General features: G+C 72.0%; 11 protein-coding genes and 1 tRNA gene. All 12 read left to right on the top strand.

Annotated elements, in window-relative coordinates; genetic code table 11:
- Positions 1 to 48: 48 nt before the first annotated feature.
- The 12 genes from ACZ6C6_RS19775 to ACZ6C6_RS19830 all read left to right on the top strand — a co-directional run bounded on the left by ACZ6C6_RS19775 (position 49) and on the right by ACZ6C6_RS19830 (position 17,221).
- Positions 49 to 1,590 carry a DUF7059 domain-containing protein gene (locus ACZ6C6_RS19775; RefSeq protein WP_469204439.1) on the top strand — a complete coding sequence of 514 codons (1,542 nt, stop codon included), beginning with the start codon at positions 49 to 51 and terminating at the stop codon, positions 1,588 to 1,590.
- A 4-nt stretch (positions 1,591 to 1,594) separates the two neighbouring features.
- Entirely contained in the window at positions 1,595 to 2,602 is a 1,008-nt protein-coding gene (locus ACZ6C6_RS19780; protein WP_469204441.1) for a helix-turn-helix domain-containing protein, read from the top strand.
- Positions 2,603 to 2,683: 81 nt separating this feature from the next.
- The gene (locus ACZ6C6_RS19785; protein WP_469204443.1) at positions 2,684 to 3,733 is read left to right on the top strand and encodes an ABC transporter ATP-binding protein; all 1,050 of its coding nucleotides are present in this window, start codon (positions 2,684 to 2,686) and stop codon (positions 3,731 to 3,733) included.
- Positions 3,730 to 4,521, top strand: coding sequence for an ABC transporter permease (locus tag ACZ6C6_RS19790; RefSeq protein WP_469204445.1), 792 nt, complete (start codon positions 3,730 to 3,732; stop codon positions 4,519 to 4,521). Before ACZ6C6_RS19785 ends, ACZ6C6_RS19790 begins: the two co-directional genes overlap by 4 nt.
- A 92-nt stretch (positions 4,522 to 4,613) precedes the next feature.
- Positions 4,614 to 5,453, top strand: coding sequence for an ABC transporter permease (locus tag ACZ6C6_RS19795; protein WP_469204447.1), 840 nt, complete (start codon positions 4,614 to 4,616; stop codon positions 5,451 to 5,453).
- Between the two features lie 97 nt (positions 5,454 to 5,550).
- On the top strand, positions 5,551 to 5,748 hold the full coding sequence (locus ACZ6C6_RS19800; protein ID WP_328900911.1) for a hypothetical protein: 198 nt from the start codon (positions 5,551 to 5,553) through the stop codon (positions 5,746 to 5,748).
- A gap of 337 nt (positions 5,749 to 6,085) precedes the next feature.
- Positions 6,086 to 8,911 (top strand): type I DNA topoisomerase, encoded by a 2,826-nt coding sequence (gene topA / locus ACZ6C6_RS19805; RefSeq protein WP_469204449.1) that lies wholly within the window; start codon positions 6,086 to 6,088, stop codon positions 8,909 to 8,911.
- A gap of 259 nt (positions 8,912 to 9,170) precedes the next feature.
- Positions 9,171 to 12,491, top strand: coding sequence for a dTMP kinase (tmk, locus tag ACZ6C6_RS19810; protein WP_469204451.1), 3,321 nt, complete (start codon positions 9,171 to 9,173; stop codon positions 12,489 to 12,491).
- 149 nt (positions 12,492 to 12,640) lie between these two features.
- Positions 12,641 to 13,846 (top strand): DNA polymerase III subunit delta', encoded by a 1,206-nt coding sequence (locus ACZ6C6_RS19815; RefSeq protein WP_469204453.1) that lies wholly within the window; start codon positions 12,641 to 12,643, stop codon positions 13,844 to 13,846.
- 74 nt (positions 13,847 to 13,920) lie between these two features.
- Entirely contained in the window at positions 13,921 to 15,468 is a 1,548-nt protein-coding gene (locus ACZ6C6_RS19820) for an alpha/beta hydrolase (RefSeq protein WP_469204455.1), read from the top strand.
- A 99-nt stretch (positions 15,469 to 15,567) separates the two neighbouring features.
- Positions 15,568 to 15,641, top strand: a tRNA-Thr gene (locus ACZ6C6_RS19825).
- 461 nt (positions 15,642 to 16,102) lie between these two features.
- Complete coding sequence (locus ACZ6C6_RS19830; RefSeq protein ID WP_469204457.1) at positions 16,103 to 17,221, top strand: acyl-CoA dehydrogenase family protein; 1,119 nt, start codon at positions 16,103 to 16,105, stop codon at positions 17,219 to 17,221.
- The last annotated feature ends 285 nt before the right edge of the window (positions 17,222 to 17,506 follow it).

A 17,506-nucleotide genomic window follows, 5' to 3' on the forward strand; every position in this document is an offset into this window, starting at 1 on the left:
CCCGGTGCGGTGGCCGGGCCGCTGCCGTTGTCAGTGGGAGCCGTCACAATGGAGCACGTGAGTAAGACCAGCCTTTTCGCAGCAGACCTTCCCGTGGCGGACCATGCGCAGCGGCTCCGCGAGGCTCTGCTCGCGGCCGCGTTCACGGCCGACGGGCTCCTCGACCTGCTCGGCGCGCCCGCCTACGCCGCGCTGGCGCGCAGCGAGACGATTCCGGCGTTGCGGGCCACCCGCGGTGACACGCCGCTCGACACGCTGGTGCGCCTCTTCCTTCTCCAGCGGCCGGTGTCCGTCGAGCGGGTGGCGGCCGTGCTCCCGCTGAAGGAGTGCGCGGCGGACGGCTGGCTGACCGAGGCGGCCGGCGAGGTGCGGGCGACCGTCGATGTGCGGCCGTACGGAGGGCCGGACGGCGAGGACTGGTTCATCGTCTCCGACCTGGGCTGCGCGGTGGGTGGCGCCGGGGGGATCGGCTCCCGCGAGAAGGGCGTCGTCCTCGGTATCGGCGGGGCCTCCACCACCCTGGCCGGGATCACCGTCCGCAAGCCCGTCGGCTCCGCCCTCGACGTCGGTACGGGCTCCGGTATCCAGGCGCTGCACGCCGCGCAGCACGCCACCAGGGTCACGGCGACCGATCTCAATCCGCGCGCCCTCGCCTTCACCCGGCTCACCCTCGCCCTCTCCGGCGCCGCCCCTGCCGACCTGCGCGAGGGCTCGCTGTACGAGCCGGTCGGCGCCGAGACCTTCGACCTGATCGTCTCCAACCCGCCGTTCGTCATCTCCCCCGGCGCCCGGCTCACCTACCGCGACGGCGGCATGGCCGGGGACGACCTGTGCCGGACGCTGGTGAGCCAGACCGGCGACCGGCTCAACGAGGGCGGCTTCGCGCACTTCCTGGCCAACTGGGAGCACACCGAGGACGAGGAGTGGCAGGACCGGCTGCGCACCTGGGTTCCTGAGGGGTGCGACGCCTGGATCGTGCAGCGCGAGGTGCAGGACGTCACGCAGTACGCCGAGCTGTGGCTGCGCGACAGCGGCGACCACCGGACCGACCCGGCGGAGTACGAGGCGCGGTACGACGCCTGGCTGGACGAGTTCGAGGCGCGGCGGACGAAGGGCGTCGGCTTCGGCTGGATCGCGCTGCGCAAGTCCGCCGCGGCCGCCGCCGGGAAGCCATCCGTCGTGATCGAGGAGTGGCCGCACGCGGTGGAGCAGCCGCTCGGCCCCGCCGTCGAGGCGCACTTCGCCCGCCAGGACTATCTGCGCGAGCAGGACGACGCGGCGCTCCTCGCCGCCCACTTCACCCTGGCCGCCGAGGTGGTCCAGGAGCAGGTGGGGCTCCCGGGCGCGGAGGATCCGGAGCATGTGGTGCTCCGTCAGAACCGCGGCATGCGCCGGGCCACCAAGGTCGACGCGGTCGGCGCCGGGTTCGCCGGGGTGTGCGACGGCTCGCTGCCCGCCGGGCGCATTCTCGACGCCATCGCCCAGCTGATGAACGAGGACCCGGTGCTGCTCCGGGACCGGACCCCGCAGGCCATCCGGCTGCTGGTCGAGGAGGGCTTCCTGGAGCCGCTGCCCCCGGGCGGGCGGTGACCGGGTGATCCGGATCGAGCTGGACGAGGCGTCGCTCGGCGCGACCCGTATCGCGATCAGCCCGCTGTGGGACGCCTTCTGCAGCCTCCACCTCGCGATGCCGCACCGCCACCCCTCCCGCCCGTACGAGGAGTGGGTGGTGAGGGCCCGCGAGGTGCTGCGCGAGGACGACCGGACGCACGCGCTCCGGCTGCTGATCGACGGTCCCCACCAGTTTCCCGACTTCATGCTGCCCAGGCCGGTCGGGGCCACCTCCGTCGGGACGGAGCTCGACGCCGTACGGGCCACCCCGGCCGATGTCGTGCGCGCGGGGATCGCCGAGCACTACGCGGGGCTGGAGGAGCATCCGTACGTACGGCCCTATCTCGCCGATCCCGAGGGCGCGTGTGCGACGCTCGCCGATGCGTACGCGGCGTACTGGGAGGGTGCGATCGCCGCCCACTGGCCCGTCATGCGCCGCCTCGTCGAGGACGAAGTGCTCATCCGGGCAAGGACCTTCGCCACCGAAGGCATCGACGCGCTCTTCACCGGCCTGGAGAGCCGGGCCACGTGGCAGCCGCCGGTCCTGGAGCTGACGAAGCACATCGACGCGGATTACCGGGCGGGCGAGCGGCGGCTCCTGCTCGTGCCCCTCGTCTTCGCCGAGGGCTGCCGTCTCTACTCCACCGACGACCCCGAGGTCCTGACGGTGTCCTTCCAGGCGCGCGGCGCTGGCGTCCTGCGCGAGCGGCCGGTGGAGCGGGCCGACAGCGGCGACCGGCTCGGACTGCTGCTGGGCCGGGGCCGGGCATCCGTCCTGCGCCAGCTCGGCGGACCGCTCACCACGGCCGGGATAGCCGACCGGCTGGGGCTCGCGCCGAGCACGGTCTCCGAGCATCTGTCGGCTCTCGCCGAGGCCGGTGTCGTCACCCGGCACCGCATAGGCCGCAGCGTCTACTACCAGCTCACCGACACCGGCCGCGCCCTCCTCGCGCTGCTCTCGGGGGAGGACGTGCTGCGCGCGGTCTCGTAGCGGAGACGGCCGGAACAGCGGACGATTCGGGGGGTTCCGAATCGATGGCAGGGCGACAGCGGCGGACCTAGCGTCCGGGCCATGCTTGCGATCGAGGCGAAGAACCTGCGCCGCACCTACACCAGCCGGACCGGCTTTCTGCGCCCGCGCCGCACCGAGACCGAAGCCGTGCGGGGGATCACCTTCGAGGTGGCGCGCGGCGAGCTCTTCGGGCTCCTCGGGCCGAACGGCGCGGGCAAGACCACCACCATCAAGATGCTCAACACCCTGCTGCTGCCCACCTCCGGTACGGCCCGGGTGCTGGGGCACGACGTGGCGTCCGACCCGGTCGCCGTCCGCCGCCGGATCGGTTACGTCTTCGGCGGCGACCGGGGCCTGTACGACCGGCTCTCCGCCCTCGACAACCTGCGCTATTTCGCCGAGCTGTACGGGGTCGAGCCCCGGGACCAGAAGCGGCGGATCGCCGGACTCCTCGACCTGACCGGCCTCGCCGGACGTGAGAGGGAGCGCGTCGAGGGGTATTCGCGGGGCATGCGGCAGCGGCTGCACATCGCGCGCGGCCTGCTGCACAGCCCCGACGTGCTGTTCCTGGACGAACCGTCCATCGGCGTGGACCCGGTGGCGGCGCGCGACCTCCGCCGTACCGTCGCCGACCTGCGCGCCGACGGCACCACGGTGCTGCTGACCACGCACTACATGGCGGAGGCCGACGAGCTGTGCGACCGGATCGCCGTCATCGCGGGCGGCACCATCCGGGCGCTCGGTACACCGGACCGGCTCAAGTCCCGTGTCCAGGAACGCGGCATCCTGGAGATCGAGGCATACGGTGCGGGCGAGGACCACCTCGAACGCATCCGCGCCGTGGCCGGTGTGCAGGGCGTGGCCGCCGAGGAACGGGGCAGCCGACAGGCCGTCATCGTGCAGACGGAGCGCGGCGCAGACCTGCACGCACAGGTTCTGGCAGCGCTCGACGGGGTCCGTGTCGGACGGGTCGTCACCCGGGAACCCACGCTGGAGGACGCCTACATCGCTATCGTGGAGGAGGCGGACGAGCCATCCCGCGCGGAGCCCGCACCGCAGGCCTCCGGCGCCGAGACGGACCGCCGCGTCGATGGCGAGGTCGCCGTATGACACCCGCCCGGGCCCTGCGCCTGACCGCTGTCGGAGTGCGGACACACGTGTCGTACATGAGCCGTTCGCCGCTGGAGATCACCTTCGCCGTCCTCGTGCCGCTGGTCTACGCGACGCTCTCCGTCTACCTCTTCCGCGCCGCCGACGACCCCGACCGGCTGCTGACCGCGGCCGTCGGAGCCGGGCTGATGGGCATCTGGTCCTCGGTCCTCTTCGGATCCGGCGGTGCCGTGCAGAACCAGCGCTGGCTGGGCACGCTGGAAACACTCGTCGCCGCGCCCACCCCGCTCTCCCTCGTCCTGCTGCCCATCACCCTGGCCACCGCCGTCATCGGCACCTACGCCATGGGCACGACGGTCCTCTGGGGCGCGGTGCTCTTCGACGTGCCGCTGGACTTCGCGCATCCGCTGCTCTTCCTGGCCGCCGTCCCCGTCTGTGTGCTCTCGCTCGGGATGATGGGGCTGCTGCTCGCCGCCAGCTTCGTCCTGCTGCGCAACGCGAACGCGCTGGCCAACCCCCTGGACGCCCCCGTGTGGCTGCTCTCCGGAATGCTCGTGCCCCTCACCGTGCTGCCGGACTGGACGCGTCCGGTCTCCTGGGTGCTCCCCACCACCTGGGGCTCCCGCGCGGTGCACGCGGCGACCTCCGGCGATGCGGGCGTGGCCGGGGTGCTGGTCCCGATGGGCGCCGCCCTCGGACTGGGAGCGCTCTACGCGCTGCTCGCCGTCCTCGTGCTGGGACGCGTCGAACAGCGTGCGCGGGCCGCCGCCACCCTCGCCCTGGCCTGACCCGCCGCCCCGCCCGGCCCGGACTCGCGCCCCGCATTCCCTTCCGCCCCGCCCGGCCGCATTCCCTTCCGCCCCGCCCCAGGAGTCGCCCCATGCCCGCCCGTACGCCCCACGCGGATTCCGGTTCCGCACCCGGCCTCCACCGCCGGATCGTTTCCGCGGCCAGGCTCGTGGTGATCGGCGGCGCCCTCTCGTACCGGGCGCTCTTCAACTGGACGACACCGCCCATGTTCATGGGCACCCTGCTCGTCGGGCCGCTGCTGCAACTCCTCTTCTTCGTCTTCCTGGGACGGCAGCTGGGCGTGGCCGACGACCGCTGCTACCTGCTCGGCAACGCCGTCATCTCCTCATCCACAGCCTGTGTGTACGGCGGCACGATGGCCGTCGCCAACGAGCGGCGCTTCGGGACGCTCGGCGCAGTCCTGCTCAGCCCCCGCCACCGAGCTCCGCTCTGGTTCGGCAGGGCGCTCCCGTATGTGCTGAACGGTCTCGTCATCAGCGTCTTCACGCTCTCCGCCGCCTGTCTCCTGCTCGGTCTGCGCATTCCGCTTGAGGCTCTTCCGGGGCTCGGGGCGGTGCTGCTCGCCGCCGCTGCCGGATGCTCCGCATTCGGCCTGGCGCTGGGGGCCCTGGGGCTGCGCTTCCGGGACGTCTTCCTCGTATCGAACGTGGCCGCTTCCGTACTCCTGCTTCTGACCGGTGCGAACGTGCCTCGGGAGACCCTGCCGGGCTGGATGCGGGCCGTCGGGGACGTACTGCCGCTGACTCACGCCGCCGACGCGGCGCGTCAGTTGTCCGCCGGGTCCGGGCTCGACCGCCGGGGGATCGCCGCGGAACTGCTGACAGGCGCCGGGTACGCGCTGCTCGCCGTCGCGCTGCTGGCCCTGTTCGAACGGGGGAGCAGGCGGCGCGCCACGCTCGACGTCATGTGAGGGCCCTGCTGTTCACCCCGTGTTGGCGTCCGCGACGCTCCGCGGTGGGAGCCTCCCCGCGTATCGAGACGCGGCAGGGAAGAGGGAGGCGTACGGAATGGAGAGCGGGCCCGCTGTCCTCGCCGGAACGACGTTCGCACTGTTCGGCGCGGCGCTGCTGCTGTGGACGGGGGCGCGCGTGCTGAATCGCGCGCCGGTGGCGTACGGGGTGCGCCCCCTCGTCTCCACCGCACTCGCCACCGTGTTCGGCGTACTTTTCCTCGTCCTCGGGGTGTGGTGCTTCGGTCGCGTGTGAGTGCGCCCGCCCGCCGGGCGTACGGGGCCGGGCCGCTCCGGGACCCGGTCGTGGGGCCGGAAACACGCCCGGGCCGCGCGCCCCTCGCGGCCCGCACCCGCAGGGCGGTCCGGGCCGTGCCGAAACCCGCAGGCCGTGGCCGTGCGCACGGCGGACCGAGCGGGCCGGGCGGCAGGAATGCCGGAAGTCGGGTTACCGTTCGAGTGGCCGTTGCGGGCTTTTGCCGTTTGACACGGGGGCGGGTTGTACCGTCACACTCCGCAGCGACAGCACTGTCGGCAGCGCCCTCGCGCTGCCCCGGATGCCCACCGAGCGTCGACCGGAGAGAAGAGCGAAGTTGTCCCCGACCAGCGAGACCGCACAGGGCGGCCGCCGACTCGTCATTGTCGAGTCCCCTGCCAAGGCGAAGACGATCAAGGGCTATCTCGGCCCCGGATACGTTGTCGAGGCGAGCGTCGGGCACATCCGCGACCTCCCGAACGGCGCCGCCGAGGTGCCCGACGAGTACACCGGCGAGGTGCGCCGCCTCGGCGTCGACGTCGAGAACGACTTCGAGCCGATCTACGTCGTCAACGCCGACAAGAAGGCCCAGGTCAGGAAGCTGAAGCAGCTGCTGGCCGAGTCCGACGAACTCTTCCTCGCCACCGATGAGGACCGCGAGGGCGAAGCCATCGCGTGGCACCTCCAGGAAGTCCTGCGGCCCAAGGTCCCGGTCCACCGGATGGTCTTCCACGAGATCACCAAGGACGCGATCCGCGCCGCTGTCGCCAACCCGCGCGAGCTGAACCAGCGCATGGTCGACGCCCAGGAGACCCGCCGCATCCTCGACCGCCTCTACGGCTACGAGGTCTCGCCGGTCCTGTGGAAGAAGGTCATGCCGAAGCTCTCGGCGGGCCGCGTCCAGTCCGTCGCCACCCGGCTCGTCGTCGAGCGGGAGCGCGAGCGCATCGCCTTCCGCTCCGCCGAGTACTGGGACCTGACCGGAACCTTCGCCACCGGGCGGGGCGGCGACGCGTCCGACCCGTCGACGTTCACTGCCAGGCTCAGCGCGGTCGACGGGCGCCGCATCGCCCAGGGCCGCGACTTCGGTGCGGACGGGCAGCTGAAGTCCGCCTCCGGCCAGACGCTGCACCTGGACGAGGCGAACGCCCGGGCCCTGGCCGCCGCGCTCGCGGACTCCGCGTTCGCCGTGCGGTCCGTCGAGTCGAAGCCGTACCGCCGCTCCCCGTACGCGCCCTTCCGTACGACGACCCTCCAGCAGGAGGCGAGCCGGAAGCTGGGCTTCGGGGCGAAGGCCACGATGCAGGTGGCGCAGAAGCTGTACGAGAACGGCTTCATCACCTATATGCGTACCGACTCCACGACCCTCTCGGAAACCGCGGTCTCCGCGGCCCGGGCGCAGGTCACCCAGCTTTACGGTGCCGACTACCTGCCGGAGAAGCCGCGTACGTACGCCGGCAAGGTCAAGAACGCGCAGGAGGCGCACGAGGCGATCCGCCCCTCCGGCGACCGCTTCCGCACCCCTGCCGAGACCGGCCTCACCGGTGACCAGTTCCGGCTGTACGAGCTGATCTGGAAGCGGACCGTCGCCTCCCAGATGAAGGACGCGACCGGTAACTCGGTCACCGTCAAGATCGGCGGCCGGGCGAGCGACGGCCGGGACGCCGAGTTCTCCGCGTCCGGCAAGACGATCACCTTCCACGGCTTCATGAAGGCGTACGTCGAGGGCGCCGACGACCCGAACGCCGAGCTGGACGACCGCGAGCGGCGGCTGCCCCAGGTCACCGAGGGCGACGCGCTGTCCGCCGACGAGATCTCGGTCGACGGCCACGCGACGAAGCCGCCCGCCCGGTACACCGAGGCGTCGCTGGTCAAGGAGCTCGAAGAGCGGGAGATCGGCCGGCCGTCGACGTACGCGTCGATCATCGGGACGATCCTCGACCGCGGCTATGTGTTCAAGAAGGGCACGGCCCTGGTGCCGTCGTTCCTCTCGTTCGCCGTGGTCAACCTGCTGGAGAAGCACTTCGGCCGGCTCGTGGACTACGACTTCACGGCCCGCATGGAGGACGACCTCGACCGCATCGCACGCGGTGAGGCCCAGTCCGTGCCGTGGCTGAAGAGGTTCTACTTCGGTACGCAGGAGGGCGACGACGCGGCCGGTGCGGGGGCGGCCTCCGACGCGGGCAACGGCGACGGCGACCACCTCGGCGGGCTGAAGGAGCTCGTCACCGACCTCGGCGCCATCGACGCGCGGGAGATCTCGTCCTTCCCCGTCGGCAACGACATCAAGCTCCGCGTCGGCCGCTACGGCCCGTACATCGAGCGCGGCGAGAAGGACTCCGAGGGCCACCAGCGCGCGGACGTCCCCGAGGACCTGGCGCCCGACGAGCTGTCCGTCGAGTACGCGGAGGAGCTGCTGGCCAAGCCGAGCGGCGACTTCGAACTCGGCGCGGACCCGGTCAGCGGGAACCAGATCATCGCCAAGGACGGCCGCTACGGGCCGTACGTCACCGAGGTGCTGCCCGAGGGCACGCCGAAGACCGGCAAGAACGCGGTGAAGCCGCGGACCGCTTCGCTGTTCAAGTCGATGTCGATCGACACGGTGACGCTGGCCGACGCGCTCAAGCTGATGTCGCTGCCGCGGGTGGTCGGTGTGGACGCCGAAGGCGTCGAGATCACCGCGCAGAACGGGCGCTACGGGCCGTACCTGAAGAAGGGCACGGACTCGCGGTCGCTGACCTCCGAGGACCAGATCTTCGACATCACCCTCGAAGAGGCGCTCGCGATCTACGCGCAGCCGAAGCAGCGGGGGCGGGCCGCGGCCAAGCCGCCGCTGAAGGAGCTGGGCACGGATCCGGTGAGCGGGGCTCCGGTCGTCGTCAAGGACGGGCGGTTCGGTCCTTACGTCACCGATGGGGAGACGAACGCGACGCTGCGTACCGGGGACAGCGTCGAGGAGATCACGCCGGAGCGCGGGTTCGAGCTGCTTGCCGAGAAGCGGGCGAAGGGGCCGGCGAAGAAGAAGACGGCGAAGAAGGCCGCGGCGAAGAAGGCGCCGGCGAAGAAGGCTGCGGCTACGAAGAAGGCTGCGGCGAAGAAGACGACGGCCAAGAAGACGACGACGAAGAAGGCTGTCGCCAAGAAGGCTGCGGCGGAGGAGTAGGCGGGCCGGGGCGCCTGCGGCGGACCCTGTCCCCTACCCGCCCCTTCCCGGAACCGGGGCTCCGCCCCGGGCCCCGCGCCTCAAGCGCCGGCGGGGCTGGTTCTGCGCCGGGGTGGGTTCGGGGGCTCTGCCCCGACCCCGCGCCTCAAGCGCCGGCGGGGCTGGATGGTGCGCCGGGGCTTGGTTTCGTGGCGGGGCTCTGCGGGTGTTTGTTCGGGTGGGGGCACAGGGGATGTGGGTGTCCCGTTAGGCTGGGCGGATGACGCGAGCCGAGCAGCCTACGGTCGTGAGCCCCACCTCCGACGCACTTGCCGCAGACTCACGCGAGCGCGCCGTACGAGCCTTGTTGCGTGTTCCTCCGCTGAAGCGGTTGTGGAGCGCCCAGCTCGTCGGCAGTACCGGCGATGCACTCGCCCTTCTCGTGCTGGTGCTGCTGTCGCTGCAAGCGGCGGTTCTTGAGGGCTCATTCGGGACCGGATACCGGGGGGCGGCCTTCGCCGTCGCCGCCGTGTTCGGGGCCCGGACCATTTCCACCCTGCTCTTCGGAGCCGTACTTCTCGGGCCGTTGACGTCGCTCACGGCGCCGGGCGGGCCGGTCGACCGGCGATGGCTGATGATCGGCGCCGACGGGCTGCGGCTCCTGCTGCTCGTCGTCGCGCCCCTGTGGATCGACTGGACGCCCTCCAACGCGCTCACGATGATCCTCGTCACTGTCTTCGTGGCCGGGGCGGCCGAACGGCTCTGGACCGTCGCCAAGGAGAGCGCGGCGCCCGCACTGCTGCCCGCCCCGCCGATCGAGGGCGCCGCCGTGCGCCCGCTGCCGGACCACCTCGACGCACTGCGCCGGCTGTCCCTGCGAACGGACTTCGCGGCCGTTCCCCTCGCCGCGGCCGTTCTGCTGGTCGCCACGGTGATCGGCAGCCTGCTGGGCTCCGGCCTGGACTGGTTCTCCTTCCATCAGGCGGCCCTCGGCTCGTACGTCGCGGCCGGGCTGTTCTCCGCCTCCGTCTCCACCCTGTACTTCCTGGAACTGCCCGGTACACAGACGCCCCGCCCGCGCTCGCCCCTGGAGGGGTTGCGCCGGCCCGCCGCGGGGAACGGCCCCGACAAGGGCCGCACCGGCTCCATCCCGCTGATCGTCGCCACCTGCGCCGCGGTCGCCGGAGCTATCGCGGCCGCGGCCGCCGTCGCCGTGCTGCACGCCGGCGACCTCGGCGGCGGACCCGTCACCCTCGCCCTGCTGGTCCTCGCCCTCACCGGCGGTACGGGTGTGGGCATCCGTACGGCGGGGAAGGTGCTGCCCACCCTGTCGCGGCGGCGGATGCTCTCGTTCGCCACCGCCGTCACGGGCATCGCCCTCCTGGCGATGGGCCTCGTCCCGGACACCGCGACCGTCGTCCTGCTCGCCGTACTCGCCGGATACGCGGCGGGCGTCGCCGCGAACACCGGTCATGTGCTGGCCGACCAGGAGACCGAGGAGGCCCGCCGGACCAGGATCACCGAGCACCTCCAGGCCGTCGTCCGGGTCCTCATCGCCCTCGGCGCGGTCGGCGGCCCGCTGGTCGCCGCTGCCATCGGCACCCACCGGCTGACCATCGGCGACTTCGTCTTCGCGCACGGCGGCGCCGCGTTCACCCTGATGCTGGTCGGCGCCCTGCTGCTGCCCGTCGCGGTCATCGTCCTCGCGAAGACCGACGACCGCTCCGGCGTACCGCTGCGACGCGATCTGCGCGAGGCGCTGCGCGGCGGCGACCCGGCCGTCGCGCCCGCCGCGAACGGGTTCTTCATCGCCCTGGAGGGCGGCGACGGAGCCGGCAAGTCCACCCAGGTCGAGGCGCTCGCCGACTGGATCCGGGCCAAGGGCCACGAGGTCGTCGTCACCCGTGAGCCGGGCGCGACCCCGATCGGGAAGCGGCTGCGGTCCATCCTGCTCGACGTGTCGTCGGCCGGGCTCTCCAACCGGGCCGAGGCCCTGTTGTACGCCGCCGACCGCGCCGAGCACGTCGACTCGGTCGTCCGTCCGGCCCTGGAGCGCGGCGCCGTCGTCATCTCCGACCGCTACATCGACTCGTCCGTCGCCTACCAGGGGGCGGGCCGCGATCTGGCCCCCACCGAGATCGCCCGCATCTCGCGCTGGGCGACGAGTGGCCTCGTACCGCACCTGACCGTCCTCCTGGACGTCGCGCCCGAGACCGCGAGGGAACGGTTCACCGAGGCGCCCGACCGGCTGGAGTCCGAGCCGCCCGAGTTCCACGCCCGGGTGCGTTCCGGCTTCCTGACCCTGGCCGCCGCCGATCCGACGCGCTACCTGGTGGTGGACGCCGGGCAGGAACCGGAGGCCATCACCACCGTCGTACGCCACCGTCTCGACCAGGTCCTGCCGCTCTCCGAGGCCGAGATCAAGGCCCGCGAGGAGGCCCGCAAGGCCGCCGAGGAGGAGGCCAGGCGCCGCGCCGAGGAAGAGGCCGCCCGCAAGGCCGAGGAGGAGCGCCTGGAGCGCGAGCGGCAGGAACAGCTCGCCAAGCTCCGTGCCGAGGAGGAGGAGCGCAAGCGCCGCGAGGAGGAGGAAGCGCGCCGCCGCGAGGCCGAGCGCCAGGCGGAGGAGGCCCGGCTGCGCGCGGAGGAGGCCAGGCGCCGCGCCGAGGAGGAGGCCGCCCGCAAGGCCGAGGAGGAACGGCAGCGTGCCGAGGAGGCCCGCCGTGTCGCCGAGGCCGAGCGTGCGCGCCGCGAGGCCGAGGAGGCGGCCCACGAAGCGGAGCAGGCGCGGCTGCGCCGGCAGGCGGAAGAGGAGGCCCGGCTCCGCAAGGAGGCCGAGGCCGCGCGGCTGGAGAAGCAGCGCAAGGCCGAGGAGGCCCTGCTCCGGGCCGAGGCCGCCCGCCGCCAGGCGGAAGCGGAAGCCCAGGCGAAGGCCGAGGCCGAAGCGGCTGCCGCCGAGGAGCGTGCCCGTGAGCGGGCCGCCCGCGAGGAGGAGGCCCGCGCCCTGGCCGAGCGGCAGGAGGCCCGCGCCCGGGCCGCCCGCGAGGAGGAATCCCGGCTGCGGCAGGAGTCCGGGCCTTCGGAAGGCAAGGGTTCCGGCAGCGGCGACGAGCCCGCCGGGCCCGACAACGAGCTGACCGTGCCCACGCCGATCGTGGATCCGAACGAGATCACGCAGCCCGTGCCCGCGCCGGTGGATCCGGCGTCCGGTTCCGACCGGGGGCGCGGACCCTGGCCGTCCGACCAGGACGAGACGACCGTGATCCCGAAGTTCTCGGACGACTCCGAGGAGACGACCGTGCTGCCCGCCGTCCCGGACGCCGGGCGCGGTGGCGGTGCACGGGAGTCCGACCCGGCCGACCGCGTGCCGCGCGGCATCTTCCGGGACGAGCGGCCGGCGGAGGGCGACAACGAGCGCACCCGCGAGCTGCCGCAGATCACCGACCCGCACGCGGAGCAGCAGCGGCCCCGGCGCCCCCGGCCCGACTGGGCGGAGGAGACCCCGCTGGACGACCTGCCCAGCCTGGCCGACGAGCTGCTGGGCGGTTACGACGACGAGGGCCCGGAGTCCTCGGGCGGCCGGGGACGACGGCCGCGCCGCTGACCGTCCGGCGCTGACGGAAGTCCGCCGATGGCCCCGCGCCCTCCATGGGTGCGGGGCCATCGGCGTCCGCGTTGTCAGTCCCGTCCCTCACAATGGGAGACCGGATCGACGCGAGCCACGCGTCGAGCGAAGCGGAAAGGCGGTGCCCCATGTCCGTGTGGGACGACCTGGTCGGCCAGGACCGGGTGCAGGAGCAGCTGGGCGCCGCCGCCCGGGACGCCGACGTGCTGGTCACCGCCCACGCGGCGGGGGAGCCGGTGCCGCCCGGCTCCAAGATGACGCACGCCTGGCTGTTCACCGGCCCGCCGGGCTCCGGGCGCTCCACCGCCGCCCGGGCCTTCGCCGCCGCGCTCCAGTGCACCAGTCCGGACCGCGCGCTGGGCGGCGCGCCGGGCTGCGGCTTCTGCGACGGCTGCCACACCAGCCTCATCGGTACGCACGCGGACGTCGACGTGATCCGCACCGACCTGCTCTCCATCGGTGTGAAGGAGACCCGTGAGCTGGTGCGCCGCGCCCAGCTCTCGCCGGCCGTCGGGCGCTGGCAGGTCATCGTCATGGAGGACGCCGACCGCCTCACCGAGGGCGCGGGCAACGTCCTGCTGAAGGCGGTCGAGGAGCCCGCCCCGCGCACGGTGTGGCTGCTGTGCGCGCCCTCGCTGGAGGACGTGCTGCCGACGATCCGGTCGCGGTGCCGCCACCTCACGCTCCGGACGCCGCCGGTCGACGCCGTCGCCGACGTCCTGGTGCGCCGGGACGGCATCGACCCGGAGCGGGCCGCCGCCGCCGCCCGCGCGACGCAGGGGCACATCGGGCGGGCGCGTCGGCTCGCCACGGACGAGCGGGCCCGGGCGCGCCGGGCCGCGGTGCTGAAGCTGCCGCTCCGCGTCGAGGACATCGGGGGGTGCCTCAAGGCGGCGCAGGAGCTGATCGACACCGCGACCGAGGACGCGAAGCAGGCGTCCGAGGAGGTGGACGCGAAGGAGACGGAGGACATGAAGGCGGCGCTCGGGGCCGCCGCCGGAGGCCGCATGCCACGGGGGACGGCCGGGGTGATGAAGGAGCTGGAGGACAAGCAGAAGCGCCGCAAGACCCGCACCCAGCGCGACAGCCTCGATCTGGCGCTCACCGAGCTGACCGGCTTCTACCGCGATGTGCTCGCCCTGCAGTTCGGCTCGCGGATCGCGATAGCCAACGCCGACGCCGAGGACGCCCTGGACCGCGTCGCCCGTGCGTCCACGCCGGAGCGCACGCTGCGCCGGATCGAGGCGGTGTCGGCCTGCCGCCGTGCCCTGGACCGCAATGTGGCGCCGCTGCTCGCGGTGGAGGCGATGACGATGGCGCTGCGCGCGGGCTGAGGGGCAGGGCGCGGCGCATCACCCGAAAGAGGAGGGAATCGGGTGTGCGGTGAGGGGGCGGCTACGCTCCGGGCATGGACACCAGGCGCCCGTTCCGCACTCTTGCCCTCGTGCTCGGCACTGCCGGCCTGCTCGTCTCCGGGTGCAGCGGCGGAGACTCGTCGGGAGCCACGTCCTCCGCCGACGCGGGCTCCGCGTCGCCCTCGGCGGTTCCGGCCGCCCTGAAGTCGTACTACGCGCAGCACATCAGCTGGCGGGACTGCGGTGCCAGCGGCTTCCAGTGCGCGACGATGAAGGCGCCACTGGACTACGCGAAGCCGGACGGCGGCGAGATCGAGCTGGCCGTCTCGCGCAAGAAGGCGACCGGCCCCGGCAAGCGCATCGGCTCCCTGCTGGTCAACCCCGGCGGCCCCGGCGGATCGGCCATCGGCTACCTCCAGGGCTACGCCGGCATCGGTTACCCCGCCCAGGTGCGGGCCCGCTACGACATGGTGGCCATCGACCCGCGCGGGGTGGCCCGCAGCGAGCCCGTCACGTGCCTGACCGGGCCTCAGATGGACGCGTACACGCAGGTGGACCAGACCCCGGACGACGACGCCGAGGCCACGAAGCTGAGTGATGCCTTCGAGAAGTTCGCCTCGGGCTGCGAGAAGCGCTCGGGCGAGGTGCTGCCGCATGTCTCCACCGTGGAGACCGCGCGCGACATGGACATGCTGCGCGCCCTGCTCGGCGACGAGCGGCTGAACTACGTGGGGGCGTCGTACGGGACGTTCCTGGGGGCGACGTACGCCGGGCTGTTCCCCGGCCGCACCGGCCGCCTGGTCCTCGACGGGGCGATGGACCCCTCGCTCTCGTCGGTGGAGATGAACCGGGCGCAGACGGCGGGGTTCGAGACGGCGTTCCAGTCGTTCGCGAAGGACTGCGTGAAGCAGACGGACTGCCCGCTCGGGAGCACGTCCGCCTCCGACGCGGCGGACCGGATGAAGAAGCTCTTCGCCGATCTGGACGCGGACCCGGTCCCCACGGGCGAGTCCCGCGAGCTGGGCGAGTCGCTCGCCACGACGGGCGTCATCGCGGCGATGTACGACGAGTCGGCCTGGCCCCAGCTGCGCGAGGCGCTGGCCGGTGCGGAGTCGGGCGACGGCTCCGGGCTGCTGGCCCTGGCCGACAGCTACTACGAGCGGGAGCCGAGCGGTAAGTACGCCAATCTGATGTTCGCCAACGCCGCGGTGAACTGCCTCGACCTCCCGCCCGCCTTCACGGGCCCCGAGGCCGTCGAGAAGGCCCTCCCCTCCTTCGAGAAGGCGTCCCCGGTCTTCGGCAGGGGCTTCGCCTGGGCGGCCCTGAACTGCGCCCACTGGCCCGTCCCCGCCACCGGCACCGCCCACCGCATCGAGGCGAAGGGCGCCGCCCCCATCGTCGTCGTCGGCACCACCCGCGACCCGGCCACCCCGTACGCCTGGGCCGAGTCCCTGGCCGGCCAGCTCTCCTCGGGCACCCTGCTCACTTACGAGGGCGACGGCCACACCGCGTACGGACGCGGCAGCGACTGCATCGACACGGCGATCAACACGTACCTCTTGGAGGGCACCCCTCCGGCCGCGGGCAAGAAGTGCCGCTGACCTGCGCGAACGGTACCGGGGCGGGCTGGTTCGGAGCACCCCCGGAAACTGTGTAGACTTGGCGTCGCTGCTGATCGCATCATGGTGCGAACAGGGCGCGCCGCCTTAGCTCAGTTGGCCAGAGCAACGCACTCGTAATGCGTAGGTCTCGGGTTCGAATCCCGAAGGCGGCTCGGATCAGCCCCAGGACTCACTCGCCGTGACCTGGGGCTTTTTCCTTTTCTCTGCCTCGCGCCGCAGGGCGGCTCGGCACCGGGACCGGTGCCGGGGGCCTGCTCGGGCCGGGGCCATCGGCATCCACTGGCGGTCATGCAGCCTGCAGCCAGCCCGTCGCCGGGGCAGGGCTCGGAAGTGTGGGCCGGGCTGCACCGAATGGTCCCGAATGAACTGGGCAGGCGGGGCGAGTGGGAACGTAAGTGCATTCTGTGGGTCAAGTCCGGACGACCGGAATCCATTCCTCCGGGCCGCAGTGGCAGTGGGCGACTCTGTATTGCCTGCGGTGGGCGCATCATCGACGCGGTGCTGCGCTCCGGTACGCCCGGATCCAGCGCAATCGAAACGGCACGTCTCCTCCCGCCCGCATCGGCTACTCTGCTGATCTTCCACAGAAGGCTACTGAGTCAGGAGACTTCCGATGACCCGAGCGCGCCCGTGGTCAAGCACTTTTTCTGCTACTGACTCCGTATGGTCCGAAATATGGCCACAGCTTCTCGCTGCGGGCGAATTCGGTAGCGGCAGTGCGATATTCGAGGAACAGCTGAACCTTCTCAATAAGGCCGGTGTATTCACCGCACTCGTTCCCGAGGAGTACGGGGGTTTCGAGATGGAGGGGCCCGCTGCCCTCGCCGTGATCGAGGACCTCGCCTACATCAATGGCACTCTGGGCTGGACCGCATGCGTCGGGGTGGCCGGAGGACTGTTCAGTTTCGAACTGCCGCCCGCTGGTGCGCACGAGATATGGTCTGGCTCGCATCCGCTGATTTCCTACGCGGGCGCCAACAGCGGAACTCTCACACCCTCAGGGGATGGGTTCACCCTGTCCGGTTCATGGGACATGGCGAGCGGAGTGACTCATGCCACCTGGGTGGCACTGGGCTGCACGGTGGAAGGCGGTCACCCCGCCGCGACCGCTGTCGCGCTCGTGCACCGCTCGGAATGTCAGCTCGGCTCGCCATGGGTTCCCGTGGGTCTGGCCGGAGCCAGTACCGCCCCCGTATCGACAGACGCCGTCCCAGTACCGCGACAGCGGATAACATTCGACGTCACCGATGATCAAAGCAGTCACCCCCGGCGGCGTTACCGCTTCCTGATCCCGAGTGCGATGGGTGCGGTGAGCCTTGGCATCGGATTCGCCTGTCTGGACTCCTTGGCCTCCCGGCAAGTGCGGCCCGACGCTGAACAGATGAAGCACCAACTTCTGGGCCACTCCTACGCCCAGCTGCTCGCTGCGCGCAGTTTTCTGCATGAGGCCACCGCCGACGTATGGCGTCGCGCGAGTCGCGGGCAGGCCTCCGAACTGGAACCGAATGCCAGACAGCGGCTGGCCGCCACTCATGCGGCCCACGTCGCCAACCAGGTCGCCGACGCGGCATCGCGATTGGGCGGAATGGCCGCCATAACCCAGGGGACATCCACATCGGAGCGTTGGCTGGAGGCACGTACCATTACCGCCAATATCACCGTGGGAGATCTGTACTACCGGGTTTACGGTGGTGTCGCGGCCGATGGAAGAGCTCCTCTTTCGTGGCCCTGAGGGCGGCCCGCCGGGAATCGTGGGACAGCCCTTAGTGCTGCAACCGCATCTGGAGGTGGCCCGGCACGTGCTATTGACGCGTTTCCGGCCCATCAATTCCGAGGCCGTTCGCTCCCGTGGTCGCACCGGGGTCTGCAATGTGGTGCAACGGTTCGGTCCCGGATGTTTCGGGTTCTCTCCTATCTGCTCGTTCCCGGATGAGTAGGCCCTGTGCATTTCATAGTTCCTCCGGCCCGTCCGCTGGCTCGTGGATGCGGCTTCGATCGCGGACGGGGCGGGCGCCAC

It is taken from the genome of Streptomyces sp. NPDC041814 (assembly GCF_055590565.1).

Excerpts from the sequence above, each read along its gene's own strand:
- ACZ6C6_RS19775 (WP_469204439.1), top strand. The coding sequence starts at position 49 with ATGGAGCACGTGAGTAAGACCAGCCTTTTCGCAGCAGACCTTCCCGTG.
- ACZ6C6_RS19795 (WP_469204447.1), top strand. The coding sequence starts at position 4,614 with ATGCCCGCCCGTACGCCCCACGCGGATTCCGGTTCCGCACCCGGCCTC.
- ACZ6C6_RS19830 (WP_469204457.1), top strand. The coding sequence starts at position 16,103 with ATGACCCGAGCGCGCCCGTGGTCAAGCACTTTTTCTGCTACTGACTCC.
- ACZ6C6_RS19820 (WP_469204455.1), top strand. The coding sequence starts at position 13,921 with ATGGACACCAGGCGCCCGTTCCGCACTCTTGCCCTCGTGCTCGGCACT.
- ACZ6C6_RS19790 (WP_469204445.1), top strand. The coding sequence starts at position 3,730 with ATGACACCCGCCCGGGCCCTGCGCCTGACCGCTGTCGGAGTGCGGACA.
- ACZ6C6_RS19815 (WP_469204453.1), top strand. The coding sequence starts at position 12,641 with ATGTCCGTGTGGGACGACCTGGTCGGCCAGGACCGGGTGCAGGAGCAG.
- ACZ6C6_RS19800 (WP_328900911.1), top strand. The coding sequence starts at position 5,551 with ATGGAGAGCGGGCCCGCTGTCCTCGCCGGAACGACGTTCGCACTGTTC.
- tmk (WP_469204451.1), top strand. The coding sequence starts at position 9,171 with ATGACGCGAGCCGAGCAGCCTACGGTCGTGAGCCCCACCTCCGACGCA.
- ACZ6C6_RS19785 (WP_469204443.1), top strand. The coding sequence starts at position 2,684 with ATGCTTGCGATCGAGGCGAAGAACCTGCGCCGCACCTACACCAGCCGG.